This is a genomic window from Collinsella aerofaciens (genome assembly GCF_025289055.1).
In the GTDB taxonomy this organism is placed as follows: Bacteria; Actinomycetota; Coriobacteriia; order Coriobacteriales; family Coriobacteriaceae; genus Collinsella.
The window spans coordinates 77,946-103,222 of sequence record NZ_JAESIQ010000003.1; the positions used below are offsets into that span (position 1 = coordinate 77,946).

Annotated in this window: 23 protein-coding genes; 22 read left to right on the forward strand and 1 reads right to left on the reverse strand. The window is 60.4% G+C overall.

From position 1 onward, the window contains the following. From JMJ97_RS01810 to JMJ97_RS01885, 16 genes are all read left to right on the forward strand, one after another. The gene (locus tag JMJ97_RS01810; RefSeq protein ID WP_022094589.1) at nt 1-792 is read left to right on the forward strand and encodes an RNA polymerase sigma factor SigF; all 792 of its coding nucleotides are present in this window, start codon (nt 1-3) and stop codon (nt 790-792) included. Further along, nucleotides 789-2,198: an AI-2E family transporter gene (locus tag JMJ97_RS01815; protein WP_260698955.1), complete on the forward strand. Its 1,410-nt coding sequence runs from the start codon at nt 789-791 to the stop codon at nt 2,196-2,198. The genes JMJ97_RS01810 and JMJ97_RS01815 overlap by 4 nt, the downstream gene beginning before the upstream one ends. Before the next feature lie 151 nt (nt 2,199-2,349). Then, nucleotides 2,350-5,007, forward strand: a complete 2,658-nt coding sequence (gene alaS / locus JMJ97_RS01820) for an alanine--tRNA ligase (protein WP_260698956.1) — start codon at nt 2,350-2,352, stop codon at nt 5,005-5,007. 17 nt (nt 5,008-5,024) lie between these two features. Next, nucleotides 5,025-5,453: a Holliday junction resolvase RuvX gene (gene ruvX, locus JMJ97_RS01825; protein ID WP_089571740.1), complete on the forward strand. Its 429-nt coding sequence runs from the start codon at nt 5,025-5,027 to the stop codon at nt 5,451-5,453. Next, nucleotides 5,446-6,879 carry an endolytic transglycosylase MltG gene (mltG, locus tag JMJ97_RS01830; RefSeq protein ID WP_260698957.1) on the forward strand — a complete coding sequence of 478 codons (1,434 nt, stop codon included), beginning with the start codon at nt 5,446-5,448 and terminating at the stop codon, nt 6,877-6,879. Before ruvX ends, mltG begins: the two co-directional genes overlap by 8 nt. Before the next feature lies 1 nt (nt 6,880). After that, the gene (locus tag JMJ97_RS01835; RefSeq protein ID WP_260698958.1) at nt 6,881-7,378 is read left to right on the forward strand and encodes a YqeG family HAD IIIA-type phosphatase; all 498 of its coding nucleotides are present in this window, start codon (nt 6,881-6,883) and stop codon (nt 7,376-7,378) included. Nucleotides 7,379-7,386: 8 nt separating this feature from the next. After that, nucleotides 7,387-7,920 (forward strand): shikimate kinase, encoded by a 534-nt coding sequence (locus tag JMJ97_RS01840; RefSeq protein WP_260698959.1) that lies wholly within the window; start codon nt 7,387-7,389, stop codon nt 7,918-7,920. Next, on the forward strand, nt 7,917-9,026 hold the full coding sequence (locus JMJ97_RS01845) for a hypothetical protein (RefSeq protein ID WP_260698960.1): 1,110 nt from the start codon (nt 7,917-7,919) through the stop codon (nt 9,024-9,026). The genes JMJ97_RS01840 and JMJ97_RS01845 overlap by 4 nt, the downstream gene beginning before the upstream one ends. A gap of 132 nt (nt 9,027-9,158) precedes the next feature. Beyond that, nucleotides 9,159-10,289, forward strand: coding sequence for a M24 family metallopeptidase (locus tag JMJ97_RS01850; protein ID WP_117635154.1), 1,131 nt, complete (start codon nt 9,159-9,161; stop codon nt 10,287-10,289). A 159-nt stretch (nt 10,290-10,448) separates the two neighbouring features. Beyond that, nucleotides 10,449-11,012 (forward strand): elongation factor P, encoded by a 564-nt coding sequence (gene efp / locus JMJ97_RS01855; RefSeq protein WP_006233983.1) that lies wholly within the window; start codon nt 10,449-10,451, stop codon nt 11,010-11,012. 24 nt (nt 11,013-11,036) lie between these two features. Next, on the forward strand, nt 11,037-11,399 hold the full coding sequence (locus JMJ97_RS01860; RefSeq protein WP_006233982.1) for an Asp23/Gls24 family envelope stress response protein: 363 nt from the start codon (nt 11,037-11,039) through the stop codon (nt 11,397-11,399). A gap of 3 nt (nt 11,400-11,402) precedes the next feature. Further along, nucleotides 11,403-11,990, forward strand: a complete 588-nt coding sequence (gene nusB, locus JMJ97_RS01865; RefSeq protein WP_260698961.1) for a transcription antitermination factor NusB — start codon at nt 11,403-11,405, stop codon at nt 11,988-11,990. Between the two features lie 2 nt (nt 11,991-11,992). Next, a complete protein-coding gene (locus JMJ97_RS01870; RefSeq protein ID WP_260698962.1) occupies nt 11,993-12,259 on the forward strand; it encodes an exodeoxyribonuclease VII small subunit in 267 nt (88 codons plus the stop codon). An 8-nt stretch (nt 12,260-12,267) separates the two neighbouring features. Beyond that, entirely contained in the window at nt 12,268-13,071 is an 804-nt protein-coding gene (locus JMJ97_RS01875; RefSeq protein ID WP_260698970.1) for a TlyA family RNA methyltransferase, read from the forward strand. Further along, nucleotides 13,068-13,928, forward strand: a complete 861-nt coding sequence (locus tag JMJ97_RS01880) for an NAD(+)/NADH kinase (RefSeq protein ID WP_260698963.1) — start codon at nt 13,068-13,070, stop codon at nt 13,926-13,928. The genes JMJ97_RS01875 and JMJ97_RS01880 overlap by 4 nt, the downstream gene beginning before the upstream one ends. After that, nucleotides 13,918-15,546 carry a DNA repair protein RecN gene (locus JMJ97_RS01885; protein WP_260698964.1) on the forward strand — a complete coding sequence of 543 codons (1,629 nt, stop codon included), beginning with the start codon at nt 13,918-13,920 and terminating at the stop codon, nt 15,544-15,546. Before JMJ97_RS01880 ends, JMJ97_RS01885 begins: the two co-directional genes overlap by 11 nt. A 59-nt stretch (nt 15,547-15,605) precedes the next feature. On the opposite strand, the gene JMJ97_RS01890 is transcribed toward JMJ97_RS01885, so the two are convergent. Beyond that, nucleotides 15,606-16,463 (reverse strand): MurR/RpiR family transcriptional regulator, encoded by an 858-nt coding sequence (locus JMJ97_RS01890; RefSeq protein ID WP_260698965.1) that lies wholly within the window; start codon nt 16,461-16,463, stop codon nt 15,606-15,608. Between the two features lie 272 nt (nt 16,464-16,735). On the opposite strand from JMJ97_RS01890, the gene JMJ97_RS01895 reads away from it, so the two are divergent. The 6 genes from JMJ97_RS01895 to JMJ97_RS01920 all read left to right on the forward strand — a co-directional run bounded on the left by JMJ97_RS01895 (nt 16,736) and on the right by JMJ97_RS01920 (nt 25,096). Beyond that, entirely contained in the window at nt 16,736-18,739 is a 2,004-nt protein-coding gene (locus tag JMJ97_RS01895) for a fructose-specific PTS transporter subunit EIIC (RefSeq protein WP_138341158.1), read from the forward strand. Between the two features lie 538 nt (nt 18,740-19,277). Beyond that, the gene (locus JMJ97_RS01900; RefSeq protein WP_260698966.1) at nt 19,278-19,541 is read left to right on the forward strand and encodes an HPr family phosphocarrier protein; all 264 of its coding nucleotides are present in this window, start codon (nt 19,278-19,280) and stop codon (nt 19,539-19,541) included. Between the two features lie 133 nt (nt 19,542-19,674). Beyond that, on the forward strand, nt 19,675-21,378 hold the full coding sequence (ptsP, locus tag JMJ97_RS01905) for a phosphoenolpyruvate--protein phosphotransferase (RefSeq protein WP_260698967.1): 1,704 nt from the start codon (nt 19,675-19,677) through the stop codon (nt 21,376-21,378). Nucleotides 21,379-21,452: 74 nt separating this feature from the next. Then, entirely contained in the window at nt 21,453-22,385 is a 933-nt protein-coding gene (locus JMJ97_RS01910; protein ID WP_006233969.1) for a 1-phosphofructokinase family hexose kinase, read from the forward strand. A 188-nt stretch (nt 22,386-22,573) separates the two neighbouring features. Continuing rightward, entirely contained in the window at nt 22,574-23,506 is a 933-nt protein-coding gene (locus tag JMJ97_RS01915) for a 1-phosphofructokinase family hexose kinase (protein ID WP_195361479.1), read from the forward strand. A gap of 195 nt (nt 23,507-23,701) precedes the next feature. Then, a complete protein-coding gene (locus JMJ97_RS01920; RefSeq protein ID WP_260698968.1) occupies nt 23,702-25,096 on the forward strand; it encodes a CCA tRNA nucleotidyltransferase in 1,395 nt (464 codons plus the stop codon). The last annotated feature ends 181 nt before the right edge of the window (nt 25,097-25,277 follow it).

Sequence of the window (25,277 nt, forward strand, 5' to 3'; positions counted from 1 at the left end):
ATGACCGAACGTTCCCGGAGCGGCAAGACCGCTTGGGACAAGGAGAAAACCCGCGAGCTGTTTCGTCGCTACAAGGAGACCGGTGATCCGGACGCCCGCGAACAGCTCGTCATGTCCCATATGAACCTGGTAAGGTTTCTTGCCAACAAATTTAAGAATCGCGGCGAGCCGCTCGACGACCTCATGCAGGTCGGCTATCTGGGTTTGCTCAAGGCTATTGACCGTTTTGATCCCGAGCGCGGTCTTGAGTTCACGACGTTTGCGACACCCACTATCCTGGGTGAGATCAAGCGCCATTTCCGCGACAAGGGCTGGAGCGTGCGCGTACCGCGTCGTCTGCAGGAGCTCTCGGCCAAGGTCAACCAGGCTACTGACAAACTTACCAACGAGCTGCAGCGTTCGCCCAAGGTTGAGGAGATCGCTGAGTATCTAGATGTGACTGTCGATGAGGTCCTCGAGGCTATGGAATCGTCTTCGGCCTATACCTCGGTGCCCATCGAGGCTCCTGGTGCGTCCGATTCCGACGATGCCCCTTCGATTCTCGACCGTTACGCCGACGACGACAACGAGCTCGACTTTACCGATGACCGCCTAGTGATCGAGGAAGCCATCCGTGATTTCTCGCCGCGCGAGCGCGAGGTGATCGAGCTGCGCTTTGTGAAGGGCATGACCCAGATCGAGATCGCCAAGAAGCTGGGTATTTCTCAGGTGCAGGTTTCGCGTCTGCTGCGCCGCACGCTTAAGAAGATTCAGGACAAGATCGACCCCGACGGAGTGATGATTCGTTCATGAGTGAGCACCCCCAACAAACCGATCGCGTGCTGCGCGACACCCGCATTCTGACGCTGCGCATTTGGGCTGTTGTCGGCTGCATTGTTATTGCTGCTGTCATCTTTAACCTTATGGGCATCCTGGCGCCGGTTATTGAGTTTCTTGCCGTCGGCTCCATCATTGCTTTTGTGATGTCCCCGATCACCAACTGGCTCGAGCACCATGGCGTGAATCGCGGCATCGGTTCGCTTATCGCGCTTATTGTTGTTGTTGCCGTGCTCGTCGGTGTCGTTTGTATCTTGTCGCCGATTCTCTTTGGTCAGATCATGGAAGTCCTGAGCCGCCTGCCCGAGCAGCTTCGTGTTGCAGGTGGCGATCTCAACGAGATGATCTCGCATGCAAAGACGCTCAACAACACGCCGCTCAAGGAGTATTTGGACGATAATCTTTCGTCGCTGGTTGCCGTGGCATCGAGGTATGTGTCTCAGATTGCCGCCGAGCTTGGTCGTGGTGTGTTCCCACTCATCACCAATACGGCCTCGCAGCTGTTCGTTATCTTCCTTGGCCTGGTGCTTGCCTACTGGATGGCCTGCGACTACCCTCGCATGCACCACGAGATTTGCACCATCATCGGTCAGGAGAAGGAGACCTCGTACCGCTTTATGGTCGCCATCCTTTCTCGCTCTGTCGGCGGCTACATGCGCGGTATGGTCGTGACGTCCATCTGCGGTGGTTTCCTCGCCTTTATCGGTTTTATGATCATCGGCCATCCGTATGCGGCGCTCATGGCTATCTTTACCGGCATCATGCATTTGGTTCCGGTCGTCGGTCCCTGGGTGAGCGCAGCAATCGCCACGGTGCTCGGTTTCATGTTCAGCCCCATGTTGGCGTTATGGACGCTCATCGTGACGATGGTCGCGCAAAACGTCACCGATAACGTCATTTCGCCCAAGGTCATGCAGAGCTCGGTGCAGGTGCATCCCATCATGAGCCTCACGGCGCTCGTTATTGGCTCGGCACTCATGGGCCCCATCGGCATGATTATTGCCATCCCGCTTTGTGCGGCCCTCAAGGGTATCTTCGTGTACTACTTCGAGAATGAGACCGGCCGACAGCTTGTGGCCTATGACGGCGCCGTGTTTAAGGGCACGCCGTACCGCGATGCCGATGGCAACCCGGTCGCCGCCTACGACGCGCTCGGCGACGACACCTTCATCTACGAGTCCGAGCTCATCGGCAACGAGACTGCGCCCGAGGCCAAGGCCATGCCCAAGCCCGAGCTCGATAATCCCTGGATCAAGCTCTCAGGTCTGCAACCTGATGCCACGGGCTTCTTCAAGAACCCCTTTGCCAAGGACGATGACTCCAACTCGGACGACGATACCAAAACCGGTATCGACGGCTCCATGGACGATGACGATAACTAGCGGGGTAATTCGGGTTAACATTCATACGTGCTAACATGCAATTTCGCTGGAGGGTCGCTGTTTGGCGGCCCTCTTTTTTGCACAGGCGCGGTGGGATGGTAATATCGTTACGTTTGAACTGTTTCGATGTGAAACCGAGGAGATTCCCTCTATGAGTGCTGACTACCCGTCAATGACTACGGCCGAGATTCGCTCCAAGTTCCTCAACTTCTTTGAGGAGCGCGGTCTTAAGCTCTATCCTTCTTCGTCCCTCGTCCCCGACGATCCTTCGCTGCTGCTTGCCAACGCCGGCATGAACCAGTTTAAGGAGTACTACCAGGGCAAGAAGACCATGAAGGAGATCGGCGCGATCTCCTGCCAGAAGTGCGTCCGTACCAACGACATCGACTGCATCGGCGAGGACGGCCGTCACCTGTCCTTCTTTGAGATGCTCGGCGACTTCTCCTTTGGCGGCGTCTCCAAGCAGCAGGCCTGCGCTTGGGCCTTTGAGCTCATCACCAAGGAGTTCAAGCTGCCGCTCGACCGCCTGTACTTTACCGTCTTTACCGAGGACGACGAGACTCACGACGTGTGGCGCTCCCTGGGCGTTGCCGAGGATCACATCTCGCGTCTGGGCGAGGACGACAACTTCTGGGCCGCTGGCCCCACCGGTCCCTGCGGTCCGTGCTCCGAGATCTACTTTGACATGGGCGAGGAGGTCGGTTGCGGCAGCCCCGACTGCAAGCCCGGCTGCGACTGCGACCGCTTCCTTGAGTTCTGGAACCTCGTGTTTACCCAGTACGACCGCCAGGAGGACGGCTCCATGCCGGAGCTGCCGCACCGCAACCTCGATACGGGCATGGGTCTGGAGCGCATGGCCGCTATCATGCAGCACAAGACCGCTAACTACGACGGCGATCTAATGCAGCACCTCATCAAGCTGGGCGAGGAGATCAGCGGCAAGACCTATGACGCCGACGATTACTCCGGTGCCAGCCGCTCGCTGCGCATTATCGCCGATCACTCCCGTGCCGTCGACTTTATGATCTCGGACGGCATCCTGCCCGGCAACGAGGGCCGCGAGTACGTCCTTCGCCGCCTGCTCCGTCGTGCCGTGTTCCACGGCCGCCTGCTGGGCATCGAGGGCGCTTTCCTGACCAAGTTCATTGACGAGGTTAACGCTCAGATGGGCGAGGCCTATCCCGAGCTGCTCAAGAACGTCGCGCTCGTTAAGGGCATCGTCGCCTCCGAGGAGGAGCGTTTCTCCACGACGCTCGACAACGGCCGTGTTTACCTGGACGAGGCCTTGGCCGCGCTCGCCGACGGCGCCGTCCTTCCGGGCGACGTTGCCTTTAAGCTGCACGACACCTTTGGTTTCCCCATCGACCTGACCGTCGAGATCGCCGGCGCTGCTGGCCACGACGTCGACATGGACGGCTTCACCGCCTGCATGGAGGACCAGAAGGCCCGCGCTCGCGCCAATGCCAAGGGCGACGCCTGGGGCAGCTTCAACGACGTGTGGGTCGAGCTTTCGGACAAGGTCGCTGCGACTGAGTTCGATGGCTACGACAACGATGTGATCGAGAGCGCCAAGGTGGTCGCCATCGTGCGCAACGGCGAGTCCGTTGAGTCCGCTGCTGCGGGCGAGGACGTTGAGGTCGTGCTCGACCGCACCCCGTTCTATGCTGAGATGGGCGGCCAGCAGGGTGACGCCGGTGAGCTTTCCGCCGAGGGCGTTGCACTGACCGTTTCCGACACCAAGAACCACAACGGCCTGTATGCCCATGTCGCGCACGTCGCCGAGGGTACGCTGACCGTCGGTGCTACCGTGACCGCTGCGCTCGACGCCGAGCGCCGTGGCTTCCTGCGCCGCAACCACACCGCCACCCACCTGCTCGACGCCGCGCTTAAGCAGGTCCTGGGCGAGCATGTTTCCCAGGCCGGATCGCTGGTGACGCCCGAGCACCTGCGCTTTGACTTCACGCACTTTGAGGCCCTGTCCTCCGAGCAGCTCAAGGCTGTCGAGGATCTGGTCAACCAGCAGATTTTCGCTTCCAAGCCGGTCGTGACCCGCGTCATGGGCATCGACGAGGCCAAGGCCGCCGGTGCTGTTGCCCTGTTTGGCGAGAAGTACGGCGACGTCGTCCGTGTCGTCTCCGTGGGCGCCGAGGACCAGCCGTTCTCCCGTGAGCTCTGTGGTGGCACCCATGCCGCCAACACTGCCGAGATCGGCCTGTTCAAGATCATTTCCGAGTCCTCCACGGGCTCCAATGTCCGCCGTATCGAGGCCGTGACCTCTAAGGGCGCCCTCGACTACATGGCCGACCGTCTGTCGCTCGTTGACGCCGCTGCCGCTGCGCTCAAGTGCCGCGTGGACGAGGTTCCCGCCCGCGTTGAGAACCTGCAGGCCGAGCTGCGCGAGACGTCCAATAAGCTTAAGAAGGCGCTGACCGGTGGCTCTTCCGACGCCATCTCCAGCGCCATCGAGGGCGCCGTCGAGCTCGATGGCTACAAGCTCGTCGTCGCCGAGCTGCAGGGCCTTGAGGCTGCCGATTTGCGTAACGTGTGGGATACCGTGCACCAGAAGGTCGCCGGCCCTGTCGCCTGCGTCGTCGCCAGCGTGACCGAGAAGGGCACCCCGGCCCTGCTCGCCGCTGGTTCCGATGACGCCGTCAAGGCCGGTTTCCACGCCGGCAACGTGATCAAGCAGGTCGCGGGCCTGGTCGATGGTCGCGGTGGCGGTCGTCCCAACATGGCCCAGGCCGGTGGCAAGAACGCCGCCGGTATCGCCGATGCCCTCGCGGCCGCCAAGACCGCGCTCGGCGCCTAAGAACCTAGGTTGTCGCTGTGGTCGCGCTCGCGCTGGACATAGGGGAGACCAGGATTGGCATTGCCGTCTCGAGCCGTGATGGCAAGATGGCGATGCCTGTCAAGGTGCTTCCTGCTGCCGAGGTCACAGGCATGGCAAAGACGTTTCGCTACCTGGTCGAGGACTATGAGCCCGATATCCTGGTAAGCGGACGTCCCTTGACCATGGCCGGTGAGCCCGGCCCCCAGGCCGAGCGCGTCGCCGCTGTGGCCCAAAAGATTGCCGACGAGCTCGAACTTCCGCTGGAGTTTGAGGACGAGCGTCTGTCCTCGCAAGAGGCCAAGCGTATCCTGCGCGAGCAGGGACTCAACGAAAAGCAGATGAGGGGCAAGATCGACATGATTGCCGCCAGCCTGTTTTTGCAGACGTGGCTCGATCGTAAAAACGAGGAGGTTTCGCATGCCTAGTGCTTCCGATCCGCGCCAGCCGAATCGTACACAGCAGCCGGCGTCGCGCCCTGCCCAGCCTGGCCAGCGTCCGGCACAGCCGACGCAGCGCGCAGCTCAGCCTGCCGCGCGCCCGGCGCAGTCCTTCTCTCGTTCGGCCCAACCTGTTCAACGGACGGGTCAGCAGCCTTCTGCTCGTTCGGTTCAGCATTCGGCTTCTCACGCGGCTCAGCAGCCCACTGCTCGTACGGCCCAGCCTGCAGGCGGCACCCGCTTTAAGCAGCAGGCACCTACCCAGCGAACGCAGGCCCCCCAATCGCATTCGCATCACGCTCGTGGTTCACATGGCGTTGCTCCGGCGACCCGCTCGAGCTACAACACGCATGCTCGTCGCGGTGCTCAAAAGAAAAGCTCCCCGGTGCCTATGATTATCGGTGGCGTTGTTGCCGTGCTTGCGCTTGTCGCGATCGTTTTCTTTGTCGTGCCAGCCGTCAAGGGCTTCTTTGGCGGTGAGGGTGCGAAAGTCGTTGCAGGCCAGCAGGTTACTATCACGATTCCCGATGGTGCCTCGGGTGACAGCATCGCTTCGATTCTCTCCGAGAACCATATCGTCGAAAATCCCAAGGATTACTATGCGGCGGTGAAAAAGCTCAACGCCGATATGTCGCTCAAGCCTGGTACTTATTCGTTCACCACACTCATGGATGCGACCAAGGTTGTTCAGCAGCTCATGGAAGGCCCCAACGCGGGCTCCAATGCGCTGACTATCCCTGAGGGCCTAACGGTCGATCAAGTCGCCGACCGTGTGGCCCAGGCCTACGACAGCATCTCTAAGGAAGACTTCCTCAACCAGGCCAAGGCCTCCAACTACGTGGACGACTATAGCTTCCTTAAGGGCGCCGCTAACGACTCGCTCGAGGGTTTCTTGTTCCCCAAGACCTATTCGTTGGGTGATTCGCCGACGGCCGATGGCGTGATTCGCGCTATGCTCGATCAGTTTAAGACCGAGTACAAGTCGTTTGACTTTGCGAGCTGCGAAGCCAAGATCAAGGAACGCTACGGTGTGGAGATGTCCGACTACGACATCGTCAACTTGGCCTCTATCGTTGAGCGCGAGGGCCTCAACGCCGATCAACGTGCGCATGTGGCCTCGGTCTTCTACAACCGCCTTGCCGGCAAGCTCGACGGTCTGCGCTATCTCAACAGCGATGCGACCATGATGTATGTCACCGGTGGCGAGGTTACCGCCGACGACCTGCAGAGCGATAGTCCGTATAACACCTATAAACACGAGGGTCTGCCGCCCACGCCCATCTGCTCTCCGTCGCTCGAGGCACTCAAGGCCACGCTTGAGCCGACCGACTCCGATGACCTGTATTTCTACATTACGCAGGACGAGGAGTACTTCTCGCAAACCTACGAAGAGCATCAACAGTCTTGGAATTAGCATGAGGATTTTTAGCCCCAAACGATACGTTGCCTCGGTCGATCGCATCGACCTCGATACCTTGTGGGCCGACGGCAAACGCGCCATTCTGCTCGATCGCGATAACACCCTGGTGCCGCGCGACACCGAGCAGGTTCCCGCCGCGGTTTCCGCTTGGCTCGATGCCGCCCGCGCCAAAGGCTTTAAGCTGTGCATGGTGTCCAACAACTGGCATCGCGACCAGGTCATGGCATCGGCACGCGAGCTGGGACTCGAGGCCATCAGCCACGCCATGAAGCCGGCACCGTTTGCCCTCAAGGCGGGTCTTAAGCGCCTCGGCGCCACGGCTAACGAGGCGGTGCTGATCGGTGATCAGCTCTACACGGACGTGTGGAGCGGCAATTTCGCCGGCGTCGATACCATCTTGGTTAAGCCGCAGGCGACGCAGGACCTGTGGTATACGCAGATCTTCCGTATCTTTGAGCGCCGGGCCCTGCGCGACCTTCCCTGCGAGGAATAGGTCTCGTCATGTCCCAGCACACCAAACACGGCTGCGACCATATCTTCTTTATCGGCTTTTTGGGCGCGGGCAAATCGACGCTCGCGCGCAACGTCGGCACTATGTTCAAGCGGCGTTTTATCGATACCGACCGCCTAGTCGTGCGCCGTTGCGGCAAGTCGGTAACCGAGATTTTTGAGACCGAGGGTGAGGATCGTTTTCGCGAGCTCGAGACCTCGGCGCTCCGTTCGCTCCAAAGCGAGCGTAGCCTGTTGGTTTCGTGCGGTGGCGGTATCGTCGAGACGCCGGTGAATATTGAGCTGATGCACGAAATGGGTACGTGTGTGTACCTCGAGGGCGACTTCGAGGATTCGATTCGCCAGATTCGTCGGTCCGACACGCGCCCCGATTTTCGCTCGCCTGAGCATGCCGCGCGCCTGCTTGAGCATCGCCGTCCGCTGTATCGCCAGGCCGCCGACCTTACCCTTGATATTCGCAACAAGTCCTTCGAGGACGTTTCCTACCTTTGTGCCGAGATGCTTTTGGAGCGTGGGCTGCTATGATTCGCCGTCAACTGATCAATTTCCAAAACCGCAGCGTCGATGTCCGTGTCGGATTGGGTGCGTTCGATGAACTGTCGCGTATGTTTGCCTCGGCCGTGGGCAAGCCTAAGCGCGCGATGGTCGTTTGGAACACCGCCACATCCGAGCGTTTTGGTGAAGTCGTCGAGCATGCGCTGGTCGACGCCGGTTTTGCCGTGTCGCCGCTAGTCCTCGAGGTTTCGCCTGCTGGTGCCACGCTGGCTGATGCTGATGCTATGTTTGGCGCCCTGTCTGCCAACGGCATTACCTGCGACGATCTGGTTGTCGCCGTTGGCGATGCCGCAACCTGCTCGGTTGTTAGCTGGTGCGCCAACCAGTGGTGCGGCCGAACCGAGTGCGCGCTGTTGCCGACGACCTTCGACGCCATGCTCACGGTCGCGACGACCATGAAGCCGCTCGTCGCCTCGTCGGCCAATGCGCTTCCCGCTATCGCGTTCCGTCCCGAACCGGGCTTGGTCGTGTGTGACCTCGACCTTGTTCGTGAGGCGGACCCCGAGGACCTCAAGCTCGGCTTTGTGGTGCTTGTTGGCACCATGCTTTCGAGCAGTAAGTCCCGCTGGAATCAGTTTACTGAGACCGTCCCCGAGATTCTCGCGGGCGAGGAGGTCGCGCTCGTCAATGCCGTTCAATGGTCTCAGACTGCCCGTAAGGACGTACTGATGGCCACGAACCCGAGCGCTCGCCATGCGCTCGATTTTGGCAAGACGGGGGAGCGTACCCTGCGCGCCTGCTTGGGCGATGCCGCTTCGCAGGTCCCTGCCTATCAGCTGTTATCCGAGGGCATGCGCTTTGAGGCGCGCCTAGCACATGATGCCTGCGACTTTGATATCGATTACGTCTTTGAGGTCGATGACTGCCTGGAGGACTTTGGTATCGAGGAACTTGCCTTCGATCTGGAGCCTGTCGCATATATCGAGGAGTTCCGCAGGCAGCAGTTTGCCCGCTCAAACCGTAGCATGTTGCCGCTGCCCGCGGCACTCGGCGCCATTCGTCTAACGAGCGTTGAGGACGAGGTTCTTGAGCGCCATGTTCACGCCTACTTGGCTTCTCGCAAAGAACTTCTCTAAGATTTATTGACATCCATCGTCTTTCGTATCATGTTGAGGGGCGGGTTTTCAATCGGTTGCGGATCGCATGCGATTCCGTCGTTCGGTTGAGACCCGTCCCGTCTATATAGAGACAACAAGAAAGGAAACTGCATGTCTGAGTTTGCTGCCGGTCCTGCCGGTCGTATCGAGCGTGTCCGTGCCCTGATGGTCGAGCGTGGCTACGATGCCATCGTGGTGCGCGACGAGGCTAACCTTCGTTGGCTCACGGGCGTGAAGGGCGTCTTCGACTACACCTTCGAGTTCCCGCACGCCGCGTTTATTACGGCTGACCAGTGCCTGTTCCACACCGACTCGCGCTACCTCAACAGCTTTGAGGAGAACACGCCCGCCGGCAGCCCCTGGGTCTACGACATGGACGAGGGCACCATTCCCGGCTGGGTCGCCGGCAAGATCGCGGCCAACAAGTGCCGCGTCTGCGCTGTCGAGGATGACATGCAGATTAACTTCTACCAGGGCATTCAGCGCGGCCTGGAGGACCGCTCTGTCGCCTGCATGCTGCCGTTGATGCACGACGACATCCGCAAGATGCGCGCCATCAAGGATGCCGAGGAGATCGAGCTCATGCGCCATGCGCAGTCGATCACCGATGCCGCCTTCCAGCATATGCTCGGCTTTATTAAACCCGGTATGACCGAGAAGCAGGTTCGCAACGAGCTCGAGAACTTTATGTTCGCCAACGGCGCCGACAGCCTGGCCTTCGGTTCCATTGTGGCGAGCGGTCCCAACACCGCCAACCCGCATGCCGTGCCGAGTGACCGTGTCATCGAGAAGGGCGACTTCGTCCTCATGGATTACGGCGCGGGCTACTGCGATTATCGTTCCGACATGACGCGCACCGTCGTGATGGGCGAGCCTACCCAGGAACAGCTCGACCTGTACGCGCTCGTGCGCCGTACGCACGAGGAGTGCGTCGCCGCCATCCATCCGGGCGTCGAGGGCAACGACATTTTCAAGCTTTCCAAGAAGATCATCGGCGATGCCGGTTATGGCGATTACTACAACCATGGCCTGGGCCACGGCGTTGGTATCGACATCCACGAGCTGCCCAACTTTAACCGCAGCAAGAACATCATCGAGGTCGGCTCGGTTGTCACCATGGAGCCCGGCGTCTACCTGCCCGGTGTGGGCGGCGTGCGCCTGGAGGACTACGGCGTCGTCACCGAGAACGGATATGAGCCCTTCACCAAGACCCCGCACGACCTGCACGTCATCGATTGCTAGCCCATTTCGATAGATTTTTGGGGCGGGGCGTCCGGAGCAATTCGGACGCCCCGCGTTCTCTTTTTATGCGCTCGCTGCAGGCGCCGTCTGCAAGTGTATAATTTCGGTCGTATGTAATTTGGACGCTTGTGCGTTCTGCCCATAACAAGAAAGGTCGCTATGCCTACCATTTCTACCGCCGACTTCAAGAACGGCCTCGGTCTCCGCATTAAGGACAAGGTCTACACTATCGTCGAGTTCCAGCATGTCAAGCCGGGCAAGGGTGGCGCTTTTGTGCGCTACAAGACCCGCGACATCAAGAGCGGCCGCGTCGTCGAGAACACCTGCAACGCCGGCACCAAGTTCGAGAGCGTCATGCTCACCACCCGTGAGTTCCAGTACCTCTACAACGATGGCACCGACTACATCTTCATGGACAACGAGTCCTATGAGCAGGTTCCCGTTCCCGAGGACATGGTGGGCGAGAACTCCAAGTGGCTGCGCGAGAACGACATATGCCAGCTGCTCTTCGCCGACGATGAGCTCATGGGCGTGACTCCGCCGATGTTCATCGAGACCACCATCGTCCAGACCGACCCGGGCTTTAAGGGCGACACCGTCCAGGGTTCCACTAAGCCGGCCACGATCGACACCGGCGCTGTCATCCAGGTCCCCATGTACCTCAACGAGGGCGAGGTCATCAAGGTTGACACCCGCGACGGCAAGTTCGTCTCCCGCGTCTAGCAACCAAATCTTCTAGGAGGACTCATGCCCCAGGAAATCAAGATTGACGGCATCGGCATTTCGCCCGATGTTCTGACCGCCATCGTCTCGCGCGCCGTGTCGGATGTCGAGGGCATCGCCTCCGTTGGCGTCAAAGACCTTGCCACCAACCTTGTCTCCATGATGCTCTCGTCCAAGGCCCCGGCTTCCGAGCCGGCGGTCGAGGCCGAGGTCGTCGGCGACAAGCTCGCACTCACCGTGCGTGTCGTGGTGTTCTTTGGCTATCCGTTCAAGAAACTCGCCGAGGCCGTTCGCGCCGCCGTGGTCGCCGCCATCGATGCCCAGGTGGGCGTCGAGGTCGAACGCGTTGACGTTTGCATCGACGGCCTCGTTTTCCCCAAGGAGTAACCTTTGAGCCTTAAGGTTTATCGCGGGCGCACGCTTGCCCGCAGTCAGGCGCTGCAGCTGCTGTTCCAGGCCGAGGCCACGGACAGCCCGCTCGAGCGCGTCCTCGAGGGCGATTTCCTGATTTCGAAGGGTCCCCTCGACCCCTATGCGCTGGAGCTTTGCCGCGGTGCCTACGAGCATATTGATCGCATCGATTGTGCCCTGCGAGCCGTCGCCAAGAACTGGGATCTTATGCGCATGCCCGGTGCTGACCGCAACCTGCTGCGTATCGCCATCTACGAGATGCGCTTCCTTACCGACGAAGAGGTCTCGGACGCCATCGTCATCAACGAGGCGGTCGAGATTGCTAAGGCTTATGGTACCGACCAGTCCGCATCGTTTGTTAACGGCGTGCTGGGCAAGATCGCTCGCAGCGAGGAACTGCCGGGCGAGGACCTGTACCAAGAGCTGCTGGCCGAGGATCGCGCTCGCGAGGAGGCACAGGCTGCCGAGGCAGCCGCCAAGGTCGCTGCTGCTCAGGCTGCTGCCGGCGTGCTTGCCGAGGATGCGGACGCTGCTGAGGCCGTCGAGGCCGACTCCGTCGAGGAGTAGCCATGCCAGGGGGTTCCGTCCGCAACTTCGATGAGATCTCGGATCGCCTGGACCAGATCATCGCCACCGTTCGCTCCAAGGATACGTCCTTGGAGCGTTCGCTCGATTTGTTTGACGAGGCGATTGAGCTGGGCTCCCGTGCGGTCGATATGGTCGACAAGTTTGAGCTGACGCCGCGTGAGGCCGACAAGCTCGAGCAGGAATACGATGAGGATGCGGCAAGCGAGTCCCAAGATAGACAGGCTGCATCCCCGGATACGAATGGTTGATGGCATTCATGAAACGCGTGCGTCTTGATGACGAACTGATTTCACAGGGCATCTGCGCCGATCGCGCGGATGCCCTTCGCACTCTTATGGCCGGCTTGGTCTCGAGCGGCGGTGAGCGTTTGACCTCTCCGGGGCTCAAGGTGACGCCGGGCCTGCCGCTGCACGTTAAGGGGCGCATTCCGTACGTTGGGCGCGGCGGCCTTAAACTCGAGGGCGCGCTCGATGCGTTTGGGATTGATCCGACGGACCTTGCTTGCCTCGATGTGGGCTGCTCCACGGGCGGCTTTACCGATTGCCTGCTCAAGCGCAGTGCCGCCACGGTCGTTTCGGTCGACGTGGGCCGTGCTCAGTTCGATTGGTCGCTTCGTCAGGACGATCGCGTGACGCTCCACGAGCGCACGAATGTGACACAGCTGCCTGAGCTTGGCTATGCCGGCACCATCGACTTGGCTGTGTGTGATGTCTCGTTTACCAGCATCGCGAACATTATCGATGCGGTGCTGGCGTGCCTGGAGCCCACGGGTGCATTCTGCACGCTCGTAAAGCCGCAGTTTGAGGCTCCGGCGGCGCTGGTGGGCGAGGGCGGCATTGTGACCGATCCCGCCGTGCGCCGCGATACACTCGTGGCGGCGGTTGAACTCTTTGCTGCCAAGGGCCTGTTCCCGGTCGATGTGTGCGTGTCACCCATTCATGGTGCCAAGGGCAACGTTGAGTTTTTCCTGTACGGCACGAGATTTGACCCCGGCGACCGCACGCAAGACGAGCTGCAATCCCAGGTATCGGTTTTGAGCGAGAAAGCTGCAACGCTATGAAGGTCTTTCTGGTTCCCAATTACTACAAGCAAGAGGCGGTCGAGAGCGGCCTGATGCTCGAGCTTTGGCTGACGCGCCAGGGCTATGAGGTCGCATGGGCTGCCGACCAGCGATCCAAGATTCAGAACACGCCTGATATTGACGGCTCCGATCTGGTCATTACGCTCGGCGGCGACGGTACGTTGCTGCGCGCTGCCCGCATCCTCAACCATCGCGAGATTCCTATCCTCGGTCTTTCCTATGGTCACCTGGGCTTTTTAACTGCTGCGAGCCCCGAGGAGCGCGACATTCTGCAGGTCGTGAGCGACGCCCTTTCCGGCGAGCTGCATGTGAGCCGTCGCGCTACCATCGCCGCGGATATCGTGTCCGTGCGCGAAGACGGTACGAAGGATGTCGTGCGCACCTTCGCCCTCAACGACATGGCGCTTACCCGAGGTCCGCTGTCCGATATGGTCGAGTTCGACATCACGGTGTCGGGCCACCATATCGACCGACTGCGTGGCGACGGCGTGGTCGTGTCCACGGCGACTGGTTCTACGGGTTACGCGCTCAGCGCCGGTGGCCCCATCGTGAGCCCCGATTACACGGGCATGGTCTGCGTGCCCATCGCTCCACATACCATTCAGGCTCGCGCTTTCTTGACTTCGCCGAGTGATGTCGTTGAGATCTTTATGTCCGATGATCGCCCGAGCGTGCCGGCTATCGCCATCGACGGACAGTTTATTACCTGCGATGGCACGGTCGAGAGCGTGGCTGTGCGTCGCGGGCCCGGAGATGTGCTGCTGCTCGATTATGGCCCCGAGAGCTTCTATAACTCGGTGAGCCGCGTATTCTACGGAGTCCGTCATGATCGATGAGCTGCAGGTTTCTAACATTGCACTCATTCGCGAGGCGACGCTGGTGCCGAGTGCCGGTCTGACTGTCCTGACCGGCGAGACCGGCGCCGGCAAGACCGCGCTGCTCTCGGCTCTCAAGCTTATTTTGGGTGAGCGCGCGGATTCGTCGACGGTGCGCGAGGGCGAGGCGCTGGCGAGCGTCGAGGCGCGGCTGTTTGACGGCCCGCACGACACGGAAGGCTTCACGGTCCAGCGCAGCCTTTCTGCCGAGGGCCGCAGCCGCGTGAAGATTGACGGCCGCATCGCCAGTGTGCACGAGCTTTCGGAGCGCGTTGGTGTGATGATGGATCTGTGCGGCCAACACGAGCACCAGCGCTTGCTCGATCCGGCGCATCACGTTGCGATGGTCGATGCATGGGCAGGGCGCCCGGCACTCGAGGCGCTGGATGCGTACCGCGCCTGCTTTAAAGCATCGCGCGCTGCAGCCAAGGAGGTTCGACGTGTCGAAGAGGCCTCGCGTGCCCAGGGGAGCCGCGTCGAGGAGGCGCGCTTTGCCCTCGAGCGCATCGGCGAGGTCGACCCCAAGCCGGGTGAGTATGAGGAACTCGAGGAGCTGCTGCCGCGCTCCGAACATGCCGAGGTACTGGTTGCCACGGCTAACGATGCCCATGCATCGCTTGCCTCTGAAGGGGGAGCGCTCGATGCCGTGAACAGCGCCGTGGCAGAGCTTTCCCGAATGGCTACCGTCGATCGCAAACTCTGCGACATTGCCGATGCACTTTCGGATGCCTGTATCTCCCTTGAGGATTGCGCGAACGAGCTTCGTGCCTATCGCGATGGCATCGCCTTCGACCCGCGCGAGCTCGCTCGCATGCGTGAGCGGTATTCCGACCTCAAGGGCCTGTTGCGTCAGTGGGGCCCCACCATGGACGATGTTTTTGCCATGCGCGATCGCTCGCAAGAGCTGCTGTCCCTGGTCGATGATGGCGATGAACAGATCAAAAAGGCGCGTGAGGCACTCGGGAGCGCTGAGCGCGAGTTGTTTACCGCTGCCAAGGCACTTAAGCGCGCTCGCAATACGGCGGCCCCGCGCTTCTGCCACGAGGTTGGCCGCCAGATGGCTCGCCTGGAAATGGGCGGCGCCGAGCTCGTCTGGGAGTCGCGCGATCTTCCCCGTGCTGAGTGGACGCCCGTTGGTCCTTCGAGCTACGAGCTGCTATACCGTAGCGGTGCTGGTTTGACGCCGCGTCCCCTGCGTCGAATTGCGTCGGGCGGCGAGCTCAGCCGCGTCATGTTGGCAAGCAAAGTTGTCCTCGGTAATGCGGACGGTGTCGATACGCTTGTGTTTGACGAGGTCGATGCTGGTGTCGGTGGCTCCACGGCGCGTGCACTCGCGGGCGTGCTGGCAGATCTCGCCGCTACGCATCAGGTGATTGTCGTAACCCACTTGGCGCAGGTCGCCGTCATGGCCGACAAGCATTATGTCGTCAGCAAGGAACCGGGCGATGTTCCCCAGACGCATTTGGACGAGGTAACCGGCGAAGCGCGTATCGCCGAGATCGCCCGCATGTTGAGCGGCGATCAGTCCGAGGCAAGCTTGGTCCACGCAAAGCAGATGCTCGAAGAAGCTCGAGGTTAGGTCGTATCAGCGGTGTTGGTGGGACAAAATAGACTGAAATTTTTGTCCCACTACGCGTTTTACTCCACAACCTTATCCGGCTGGATGAGCTCCTCGTAGTAGCTGATATGCTCACGCGCGTCTTCAATCTCGGGCAGCAGGAAGTTGTAGATGACTTCGATGATCATCGTGGCGCTGATCTTGGAGAACGCAAAGTCGCCCGTCGTCAGCAGCGCTTCGTGGTTGACGGTATTAAAAGTGTAGTCTGCCAGGCGCGCGAGCGGGGATTTGCTGTCACTGCTGATGACGACTACGGTTGCGCCGCAGTTGCGAGCCGCTTTTGCCATGCGATTCAGTCGGCGCGATTTACCGGAGTTTGAGATTAGCACGATGACGTCACCCGGGCGTAACGTGAGCGCAAAGCCGATTGATGTCTCGCTAATGGTGCTCGCCATGCAGCGCAGGCCCAGCTGCGAAAACTTAAACGTCGCATCGAGCGCGACCGCGTTCGTATTGCCCACGGCTGCAAACTCAATAACCCCTGCATGCTTAAAGGCATGCACAACAGCCGCCAGCGTATCGTGGTCGATTCCGTCGATGGTCGCATTAAGCTCGCTTACCTTGGCAGCCAGGATGTTCTTGAGGCTCTGCTCCATATTGTCGAGCGAGACCTCGTCGGTCAGGCCCTCGTTGCGCTGGCTTTCCAAATCCCTCGCCAACGAAAACTGAAAGCTGCGGAAGCTACCAAAGCCCAGCTTGCGGCAGAAGCGCGAAACGGTCGCTTCGGACGTGGCAGCGGCGCGCGAGAGCTGAGCCGCCGTGAGGCGTGGCGCCTCGGACTGGTGCTCCAATATATAGTCGACAATGCGCTGCTCGGACTCGCTGTATCCCTGGTGGGTACTAATGAGGGAAAGAGCGCTTTTGCTACTATCGGTCATGGATGGCTCCTGGTTGGCATGAAAATCTAACTTGATTTGCAATGCCATAGTATACGGGCATTTTCAATTACAAGATACACCTTGCCGTTTCAAGTGTTGATGGTAAACTTTCACTTGCCGTTTACGGTTATGAAAGAACCTTTCACCAGAGAATTGCGCCTTGTCTCTTCTCACGCGGACGGTAGGTTGGTATCTTTCAAGTGTGGAAAAACGCGCATCGAAGCGCGTGTAGGGGAGCGCCCGCGGGCGCTGTACTCAAGAAGGAGGGACACATGGCTAAGTTTGACATCATCGCCGCGACCGGTTGCCCGACCGGCATTGCGCACACCTTCATGGCGAAGGAGGCGCTGGAGAAGGCAGCTGCCGAGCGCGGTCTGACCATTAAGGTCGAGACTCATGGCCAGGTCGGTGTCGAGAACGAGCTCACCAAGAGTGAGATCGCTGGTGCCAAGGCCGTCGTCGTCGCAGCCGACAAGGATGTCCAGGCTGAGCGTTTCGCCGGCAAGCCCATGGTTTCCGTTGGTGTTTCCAAGGCCCTGTCCGTTGAGGCCGCCGGTAAGCTGATTGACCGCGCGCTCGCCGCCAAGGGTGACGACACGGTTGCGGCTGCTGCCGATGTCGAGGACGAGGTCGAGGAGAAGGAGTCCATCGGCCACATCATCTACAAGCACCTCATGAACGGCGTCAGCCACATGCTGGTCTTCGTCGTTGCCGGTGGTGTTCTGACCGCCGTCTCGTTCCTGTGGGGCATTACGTCCTTCGATTCGACGGCGTCTGACTACAACAGCTTTGCTGCGATGCTCAAGATCATCGGCGGCATCGCCATGAACCTCATGGTTCCGGTGCTTTCCGCCTACATCGCCGAATCCATCGGCAAGCGCCCGGCGCTCGTCCCCGGCTTTGTTGCCGGTATGATCGCCATCCAGGGCCTGCCTGTTAACGCCGAGACCGGCATGATCGACGCCGGCGGCGCCGGCGTGGGCTTCGGCTTCCTGGGCGGCATCGTCGGCGGCTTCCTCGCCGGTTATGTCATCCTGCTGCTCGAGAAGGTCTTTGCCGGTCTGCCCAAGAACCTGGACGGCCTCAAGGCTATCTTCCTGTACCCGCTGTTCTCGACGGCCATCGTCGGCCTGGTCATGCTCGGCATTTCCGGGCCCATGGCTGCCATCAACACCGCCATGATGGACTTCCTCAAGGGCCTGTCCGCCTCTGGCGCCGTTGTCCTGGGTCTTGCCATTGGCTGCATGTGCGCCTTTGACATGGGCGGCCCGGTCAACAAGGCTGCTTACGTCACTGGTACCGCTATGCTCACCGAGGCTCTGGCCGCCGGTGTTGGCACCGACACTTACAACTTCGGCACCAACTTCATGGCTGCCGTCTCCGCCGCTTGCATCGTTCCGCCGCTGATCACCACCTTCGCCGTCGTTGTCGGCAAGAAGTACTTCAGCCAGGAGGACCATGACGCCGGTGTCGTCAACCTCATCCTTGGTTGCACCCACATCACCGAGGGCGCCATTCCGTTCATGACCAAGAACATCTGGCCCGTCATGCCCATCATGATGCTCGGTTCCTCTATCGCTTCGATCCTGACCATTATGTTCAACGTTCACGATCCGGCGCCTCACGGTGGCTTCCTGGTCCTGCCCGTTGTCGAGAACGGTCCGCTGTGGGTCCTCGCGATCCTCATCGGCGCTGTGGTCGGTGGCATCCTGTTCGTAGCCTTCAAGAAGTACGACTTCGAGAAGAACCAGAAGGCCGCTCCTGCAGCCAAGCCGGTTGAGGCCCCCAAGGCCGCTGCCGTAGAGGCCCCCAAGGCCGAGGCTGCCGACTTCGTGAAGGTCGAGAATGTCTTTGTCGCCGAGGACTTCGCTTCTCGTGACGAGGCTCTGAGCTTCGTTTCCAACCAGGCCGTCAAGGCCGGTATCGCCAGCGACGCCGACGCCGTGATGAACGCCTTCCTGGCCCGCGAGGCCGAGGGCACCACGGGCATGATGGAGGGCTTCGCTATCCCGCATGCCAAGTCCGATGCCATTACCGAGGCTGCCGTCATCGTCGTCAAGGACGAGTCCGGCGTGACCGGTTGGGACACCATGGACGGCGCTCCCGTCAACGTGGCTATTGCCCTGCTCATCCCCGGCGCCCAGGCCGGAACCACGCACCTCAAGATCCTGTCCAAGGTCGCCGAGGCGCTCATGGACGAGGACTTCCGTGCCACCGTCAAGGGTTCCACCGACGCCGCCGAGATCGCCAAGACGATCAACGCCCGCTTGGTCTAATTCCACGGTACGCGAATAACATCGCCCCCTGTATATAAGGCGGAGCCCCTCTCCAGGGCCTCCGCCTTTTTTCTATCCCTCCCATAAGTTGCGGTGAAATAGGGACTGTTTAAACGATTCAACCCCAAATTCAGTCCCTATTTCACCGCAACTTATAAAAGGGCATAGAGGGAGCTGCCCATCGAGTCTTTGTCGCGAACAGTTCATCAGCCAGAATGATATTATTTAGGACCGACTGGGTTTCCGCAGCTTGCTCGCCCACAGGGGCCCGCGCGCGGCCTGTGAGATTTATCGCGAGTTCCGCACGAGCCGAAGAGCACTTAATGTGCTCTTCGTGCGAGCAGGACTGTAGAGCAGGAAATCTCACAGGCCGCGCGCGGGCCCCTGTGGGCGAGCAAGCGGAAGACAAACACATCTGTCCAATAATTCGTCTGAAACATAATGAAAAACCGTTTGATGTGAGTTAATATAAACAACGTCGTGAATCTGACTCCTGCCACATGCATGACAGGGGTTAAACACAAAAAAGGAGTCAACTATGGTTTCTGAGAAGGCTACCCTCGTTAATCCTCAGGGTCTGCACACGCGTCCGGCTGGTCTGTTCGCCTCCACCATGGGCAAGTACGCCTGTGACGTGACGGTCGTCACCCCCGAGAAGGAGGTCAACGGCAAGTCCCCGATGGCCCTCATGGCTGCTGGTATCCCCTGCGGCACCGAGGTCGAGGTCAAGTGCGACGGCGCTGACGAGGCCGAGGCTCTGGCTGCTGCCATCGAGCTCATCAAGAGCGGTCTTGGCGAGTAGAACTCAAACGGGTCGCATGTTGAACAACTAAGTTCATATTTGGGGGCGCAGTGACCTGTTGTAAGGTAGCTGCGCTCTTTTGTCATGGATATGGCAAAACGCTTTATCACATGACACGGAGAGAGGAATGGGAATGTATCAGGGAGTCAACGCTTCCGAGGGCATCGGTATCGGCACCGTCATGGTTGCCGTCGATCCCGACTTGACGTTTGAGCCGCACGAGGTTGCTGATTCGGCAGCAGAGAAGGAGCGCTATCAGTCCGCTCTTTCGGTCTTCTGCGAGAAGACCCAGGCTCAGGCCGACCACATGAAGGAGACGGTGGGCGAGGCCGAGGCCGAGATCATGAGCGGACACATTGTCCTGGCTCAGGACCCGGGCATGACCGACGCCATCAACGCCGCCATTGACGGCGGTACCTGCGCCGAGCAGGCGCTCATGGACACCTCGACCATGTTCGAGAACATGTTCCTGTCCATGGACGACGAGATGTTCCGTCTGCGCGCGGCCGACATCGCCGACATCCGCACCGGTATTCTGGCCGAGCTGCTGGGCAAGGAGGTCGTCGACCTCTCCGTCCTGCCCGAGAACACCGTCGTTGTCGTGCACGACCTTACGCCGTCCATGACCGCCACGATCGATAAGGCCCACGTTGCCGGTATCGTCACCGAGACCGGTGGCCGCACGTCGCACTCCGCGATCATTGCGCGCGCCCTCGAGATCCCGGCTGTCCTTTCGGTTTCCAACAGCTGCACCGCTCTGCGCAATGGCATGACCGTTGTCGTCGACGGTGGCAAGGGTATCGTCGAGGCCGATCCCGACGAGGAGACGCTCGCTGCCTACACCGCCAAGGCCGAGGCCTTCGCTGCTGAGAAGGCAGCCCTCGAGGCTTTCCGTGGCAAGCCGTCCGTGACTGCCGATGGCATCAAGAAGATCATCGCCTGCAACATCGGTAACCCCGATGACGTGCCCAACGCGCTCGATCACGACGCCGAGGCCATCGGTCTGTTCCGCTCCGAGTTCCTGTTCATGGACTCTGCCGAGCTTCCTTCCGAGGAGGAGCAGTTCAACGCCTACCGTAAGGTCGCCAGCGCGCTCAAGGGTGCTCCGGTCATCATCCGCACGCTCGATGTGGGTGGCGACAAGGAGATTCCGTATCTGCACATGGTCAAGGAAGACAACCCCTTCATGGGCTTCCGTGCCGTGCGTTACTGCCTGGCCAATCCCGACCAGTATAAGGTCCAGCTCCGCGCTCTGCTGCGCGCTAGCGCCTTCGGTGACGTCAAGATCATGATCCCGCTCGTCACCTGCGTCGAGGAGGTCTTGGCTGTCAAGGAGCTCGTCGAGCAGTGCAAGGTCGAGCTGACCGAAGAGGGTCGCAAGTTCAACGAGAACATCGAGGTCGGCATCATGGTCGAGACGCCCGCCGCTTCGCTGCTCGCAGACCGTCTGGCCGAGGTCGCCGACTTCTTCTCCATCGGCACCAACGACCTGATCGGCTACACCATGTGCGCCGACCGTGGCAACGACACCATCTCCAACCTGTACCAGGTGTACTATCCCGCCGTGCTCCGCTCGCTTAAGAACATCATCGAGAGCGGCGTGAAGGCCGGCATCATGGTCGGTATGTGCGGCGAGGCCGCTGCCGATCCGCTGCTCGAGCCGCTGCTGATCAGCTGGGGCCTGGAGGAGTTCTCGATGAGCGCTCCGTCGATCCTTCGCGCCCGCAAGACCATCAGCCAGTGGACCAAGGCCGAGTGCGACGAGCTCGCCGAGAAGGCGCTCGCCTGCAACACCGCCGCCGAGGTCAAGGCACTGCTTGAGTCCGCAGCTCGCTAATTTGGTATCAGAGGTAACCGCGTGGTTGGAATGGGCCGGCCACGCGGCCCTCACATATACAGGGGGTACTGTAAATGTTCTACACGCTAACCGCTAACCCGGCTGTCGACATGACGGTTTCGAGCTCTCCGCTCGAGCCCGACGAGAACGTCCGCACCGGCTCGGCCAGCTACACGGCTAACGGCAAGGGCCTCGACGTGTCCTTCGCCTTTAAGAAGATGGGCGTCGACACCGTCGCGCTCGGCTTCTTCGCCGGCTTCACGGGCAAGTTTATCGTCGAGGAGGTCATGAACCTGGGTTGCCTGTGCCGCCCGGTCTGGACCGACGGTATCACGCGCATCAACACCTACGTCAACGATGGCCAGCACGAGTACGGCATCCTGAACCCCGGCGCTCCGATCACGCCGCAGCACCAGGAGGAGCTCTACAACATCCTGGACACCGCGGGCGATCTTGAGTGCCTGATTGTCTCCGGCTCCGTGCCTCCCAAAGCTACGCCCGACTTCCTGGCTCAGGTCATGGAGCACGCTCAGGCTCGTGGCGCTGACGTCGTCCTGGACCTGTCCTCCGACAAGCTCAAGGAGCTCGCTCACAAGAAGCCGCTGCTCATCAAGCCGAACCATCACGAGATGAAGGCCATCTTCGGCGTGCCGGTCGATACCGACGACGAGGTTCGCGTTGCCATGAAGATGGCTCACGACGCTGGCGTTCAGAACGTGCTGCTCACCCGTGGTAGCCGCGGCGACGCTTACTTCTCCAACGGCGAGGACATCTGGTACGCCAAGCGTGAGTTCAACATCAAGCTGGTCTCTTCCGTCTGCGCCGGCGACTGCACCCTCGCTGCGTTCCTGCACAAGTGGTACAGGGATCGCGACAACGTCGAGGAGGCCATGAAGCTCGCTATGGCCACCGGCGCCAACGTTGCCGAGTCCGTCGGTATCGGCGACTTCGGTCACGTCGATGAGTACAGCAAGCGCGTTGCTGTCCGCAAGCTCGATCGTCAGTAATCGAAACGCGACATATTCGTGCGCATGCGGCGCCCCGGTTTCGGCTGGGGCGCCTTTTTGTTCCGCCACGGGGGAGAGGTGTCCCGCCGTACTTCATCGCTTCCACACCGTTCACCGAGTTGTCCTAGCCTTTTACCGATGCGTGGAATATACTTTCATTAACACGTTGCTTCGTGAAAGGAACATTCATGATTTACACGCTCACTGCAAATCCCGCCATTGACTACAACATCGCCTGCGACGGCCTTGCTGCCAACACCGTCACGCGTACTCGCAACGCCGTCTATACGCCCAACGGCAAGGGCCTCAACGTCTCGTTTACGCTTGACCACTACGGTGTCGACACCACGATCCTGGGCTTCTTCGCTGGCTTCTCGGGCGAGTTCATCGTCAAGGGCGCTGAGGCCCTGGGCGTGCCCGTCAAGCCCGTGTGGACCGACGGCATCACGCGCGTCAACGTCTTCCTCAATGCCGGCCCCGACACCGAGTACAACATGGTCAACGCCGGTGCCGCCATCAACGAGGCCAATGAGCAGGAGATGTTTGAGCTCATCGATTCGCTCGATGACATGACCTGCCTGGTAATCAGTGGCTCGCTGCCTCCCAACACTTCCGAGGGCTTCCTGGCCGAGGTTCTGCGCCGCGTCAAGGCCAAGGGTGCCGAGTTCGTTCTCGACATTTCGAGCCATCAGCTGGCAGATCTCATTGCCATGGAGCCGCTGCTGATCAAGCCCAATGACGACGAGTTGCTCGATATCTTTGGCATTAAGGTGAGCGGTGGCGACGATGAGTCCGTCAAGGGCGCTATGGCTGAGCTTCATGCCAAGGGCGCCAAGAACGTGCTGCTGACCCTCGGCGGCGCCGGTGCGTACTTCTCCAACGGCAAGCACATCTGGTTTGCTAACCGCACCTTCGACGTCAAGCTGCTGTCGACGGTGTGTGCCGGCGATTCCTCGCTCGCTGCCTTCCTGTCCGTGTGGCATGACGCCCCCGAGCGCGTCGAGGATGCCCTGCGCCTGTCGATGGCCACCGGCGCCAACGTGGTCGAGTGCCCCGGTTTGGGCGATTTTGCCAAGGTGGACGAATATAAGAAGCACATCGAGGTTCGCCAGGTCTGCTAACAGCATCGATACATCGTTGCCGAACACCCGCTTTGGATCTCCGAGGCGGGTGTTTTTTGTGCGCTGATCGTATGTGGCGTTTGCTGTCTCGTTTTATCGAATCGACGACGCGATTGCGTGTGCGCGCTTTCTCGTTTCTTGCTAGACTTCTTGAGAACCATCGATTAACGCTCACAAGTGCAGGAGGCCATAGGCATGTGCAATGTTTCTCTCAACGGTACGCAACCGTCTGATGCCTCCCTGCGCGTCCTGCGCGCGCTTGAGGCGGCTGGTCTTGAGGCTTGGTACGTGGGCGGTTGGGTGCGCGACGCCCTGATGGGGTGCTCCAGCCACGATGTTGATATGTGCTGTAGCGGCCTGTGGCAGGAGTCCAAGGCGGCGCTCGAGGCCGCTGATATTGCGGTCGTGGAGTCGGGCATTAAATTTGGCGGAATCACGGCTATTTCCGATGGCGAGCGTATCGAGGTCACCACGTACCGTCTGGATGGCTTCTATACCGATGGGCGCCATCCTCAGAGTGTCGAGCGTGCCGCCTCGCTCGAGGACGATCTGGCGCGCCGCGACTTTACTGTCAACGCCATGGCCTGGCATCCCGAGCGCGGGCTTGTCGACCGCTATGACGGCCAGGGTGATCTGGAGCGCAAGCTGATTCGCGCTGTCGGCGATCCCAAGCGTCGCTTTAACGAGGATGCGCTTCGTATGCTGCGCGCCGTTCGTTTTGCCTGCCGCCTGGACTTTATGATTGAGCCCGAGACTAAGCGTGCGCTTGCCGAGTGCGCCCCGCTGCTCGATGCCGTGGCGCGCGAGCGTGTGGGTATTGAGCTCGAGGGCATTCTTTCGACCGGTCATGGGGGAGACGCCATGCTGCGCTACCCCGAGCTTATTTGTGCCGCTGTGCCCGAGCTTGCCCCTGGCCGTGGCTTTGACCAGCGCAGCGTTTATCATGCGTTTAACGTCTACGAGCATATCGCCCGTGTGTTGACGGTGGCAGGGGAGCTGGCGCTGTGTGACGGCGTCGCGCCCTCATCGAGCCTTATGTGGGCGGCGTTTTTGCACGATGTGTCCAAGCCCGAGTGCTTTACGGTCGATCACGCCGGCAGCGGACACTTCTACGGTCATCCCGAGCTCGGCGCCAAGAAAGCGCGCGTCATTATGGATCGCCTGGCGCTCTCGCACGACCTGGTGCGCGACGTGTGCCTGCTCATCAAATATCACGACAAGCCGCTGCGCCCCGAGCGCTCCTGCCTGCTCAATATGATGCGCGCGCTTTCGGGTGAGGGCGTCGACACGGCCCGCCTGATTGACGAGCTCATGGACCTTAAGCGTGCTGACACACTCGGCAAGGCCCCGTCGTGCTTCTATTACGTCGAGACGATCGAGGAGATGCGCGCGATGGCGCACGAGCTGCTGAAGGCAGGGGAGCCCTATACGCTCAAGATACTCGCCATCAACGGCGGCGACCTGATCCGTGCCGGAGTCAAGCCCGGGCCGGAACTGGGTCAGCTTCTCAACTCCGCCCTCGACGCCGTGATCGAAGACAACATTCCCAACGATCGCGAAGCTCTTTTGGTCCATCTCAACTTGAATTAGCTACCTAGTTTACCTGCGTGTTCCATAACCTGCCGACAATTTTTCGGCAATTTGGAATTTCTTCTTGCGCTGACGTTTTTTGTCCCGTAATATATTACCTTGCAGCACGGCAGTGCAGATGTCATGTGGCCCGTTCGTCTAGCGGTTTAGGACGCCGCCCTCTCAAGGCGGAGATCACCAG

What these genes read in the sequence shown, in the direction of transcription:
- JMJ97_RS01915 (WP_195361479.1), top strand. Translation starts at nt 22,574, where the DNA reads ATGATTTACACGCTCACTGCAAATCCCGCCATTGACTACAACATCGCC.
- JMJ97_RS01880 (WP_260698963.1), top strand. Translation starts at nt 13,068, where the DNA reads ATGAAGGTCTTTCTGGTTCCCAATTACTACAAGCAAGAGGCGGTCGAG.
- JMJ97_RS01835 (WP_260698958.1), top strand. Translation starts at nt 6,881, where the DNA reads ATGAGGATTTTTAGCCCCAAACGATACGTTGCCTCGGTCGATCGCATC.
- JMJ97_RS01885 (WP_260698964.1), top strand. Translation starts at nt 13,918, where the DNA reads ATGATCGATGAGCTGCAGGTTTCTAACATTGCACTCATTCGCGAGGCG.
- JMJ97_RS01920 (WP_260698968.1), top strand. Translation starts at nt 23,702, where the DNA reads ATGTGCAATGTTTCTCTCAACGGTACGCAACCGTCTGATGCCTCCCTG.
- efp (WP_006233983.1), top strand. Translation starts at nt 10,449, where the DNA reads ATGCCTACCATTTCTACCGCCGACTTCAAGAACGGCCTCGGTCTCCGC.
- JMJ97_RS01870 (WP_260698962.1), top strand. Translation starts at nt 11,993, where the DNA reads ATGCCAGGGGGTTCCGTCCGCAACTTCGATGAGATCTCGGATCGCCTG.
- JMJ97_RS01860 (WP_006233982.1), top strand. Translation starts at nt 11,037, where the DNA reads ATGCCCCAGGAAATCAAGATTGACGGCATCGGCATTTCGCCCGATGTT.
- JMJ97_RS01875 (WP_260698970.1), top strand. Translation starts at nt 12,268, where the DNA reads ATGAAACGCGTGCGTCTTGATGACGAACTGATTTCACAGGGCATCTGC.
- JMJ97_RS01850 (WP_117635154.1), top strand. Translation starts at nt 9,159, where the DNA reads ATGTCTGAGTTTGCTGCCGGTCCTGCCGGTCGTATCGAGCGTGTCCGT.
- JMJ97_RS01815 (WP_260698955.1), top strand. Translation starts at nt 789, where the DNA reads ATGAGTGAGCACCCCCAACAAACCGATCGCGTGCTGCGCGACACCCGC.
- JMJ97_RS01900 (WP_260698966.1), top strand. Translation starts at nt 19,278, where the DNA reads ATGGTTTCTGAGAAGGCTACCCTCGTTAATCCTCAGGGTCTGCACACG.
- JMJ97_RS01810 (WP_022094589.1), top strand. Translation starts at nt 1, where the DNA reads ATGACCGAACGTTCCCGGAGCGGCAAGACCGCTTGGGACAAGGAGAAA.
- JMJ97_RS01910 (WP_006233969.1), top strand. Translation starts at nt 21,453, where the DNA reads ATGTTCTACACGCTAACCGCTAACCCGGCTGTCGACATGACGGTTTCG.
- JMJ97_RS01845 (WP_260698960.1), top strand. Translation starts at nt 7,917, where the DNA reads ATGATTCGCCGTCAACTGATCAATTTCCAAAACCGCAGCGTCGATGTC.
- JMJ97_RS01840 (WP_260698959.1), top strand. Translation starts at nt 7,387, where the DNA reads ATGTCCCAGCACACCAAACACGGCTGCGACCATATCTTCTTTATCGGC.
- alaS (WP_260698956.1), top strand. Translation starts at nt 2,350, where the DNA reads ATGAGTGCTGACTACCCGTCAATGACTACGGCCGAGATTCGCTCCAAG.
- ptsP (WP_260698967.1), top strand. Translation starts at nt 19,675, where the DNA reads ATGTATCAGGGAGTCAACGCTTCCGAGGGCATCGGTATCGGCACCGTC.
- mltG (WP_260698957.1), top strand. Translation starts at nt 5,446, where the DNA reads ATGCCTAGTGCTTCCGATCCGCGCCAGCCGAATCGTACACAGCAGCCG.
- JMJ97_RS01895 (WP_138341158.1), top strand. Translation starts at nt 16,736, where the DNA reads ATGGCTAAGTTTGACATCATCGCCGCGACCGGTTGCCCGACCGGCATT.
- JMJ97_RS01890 (WP_260698965.1), bottom strand. Translation starts at nt 16,463, where the DNA reads ATGACCGATAGTAGCAAAAGCGCTCTTTCCCTCATTAGTACCCACCAG.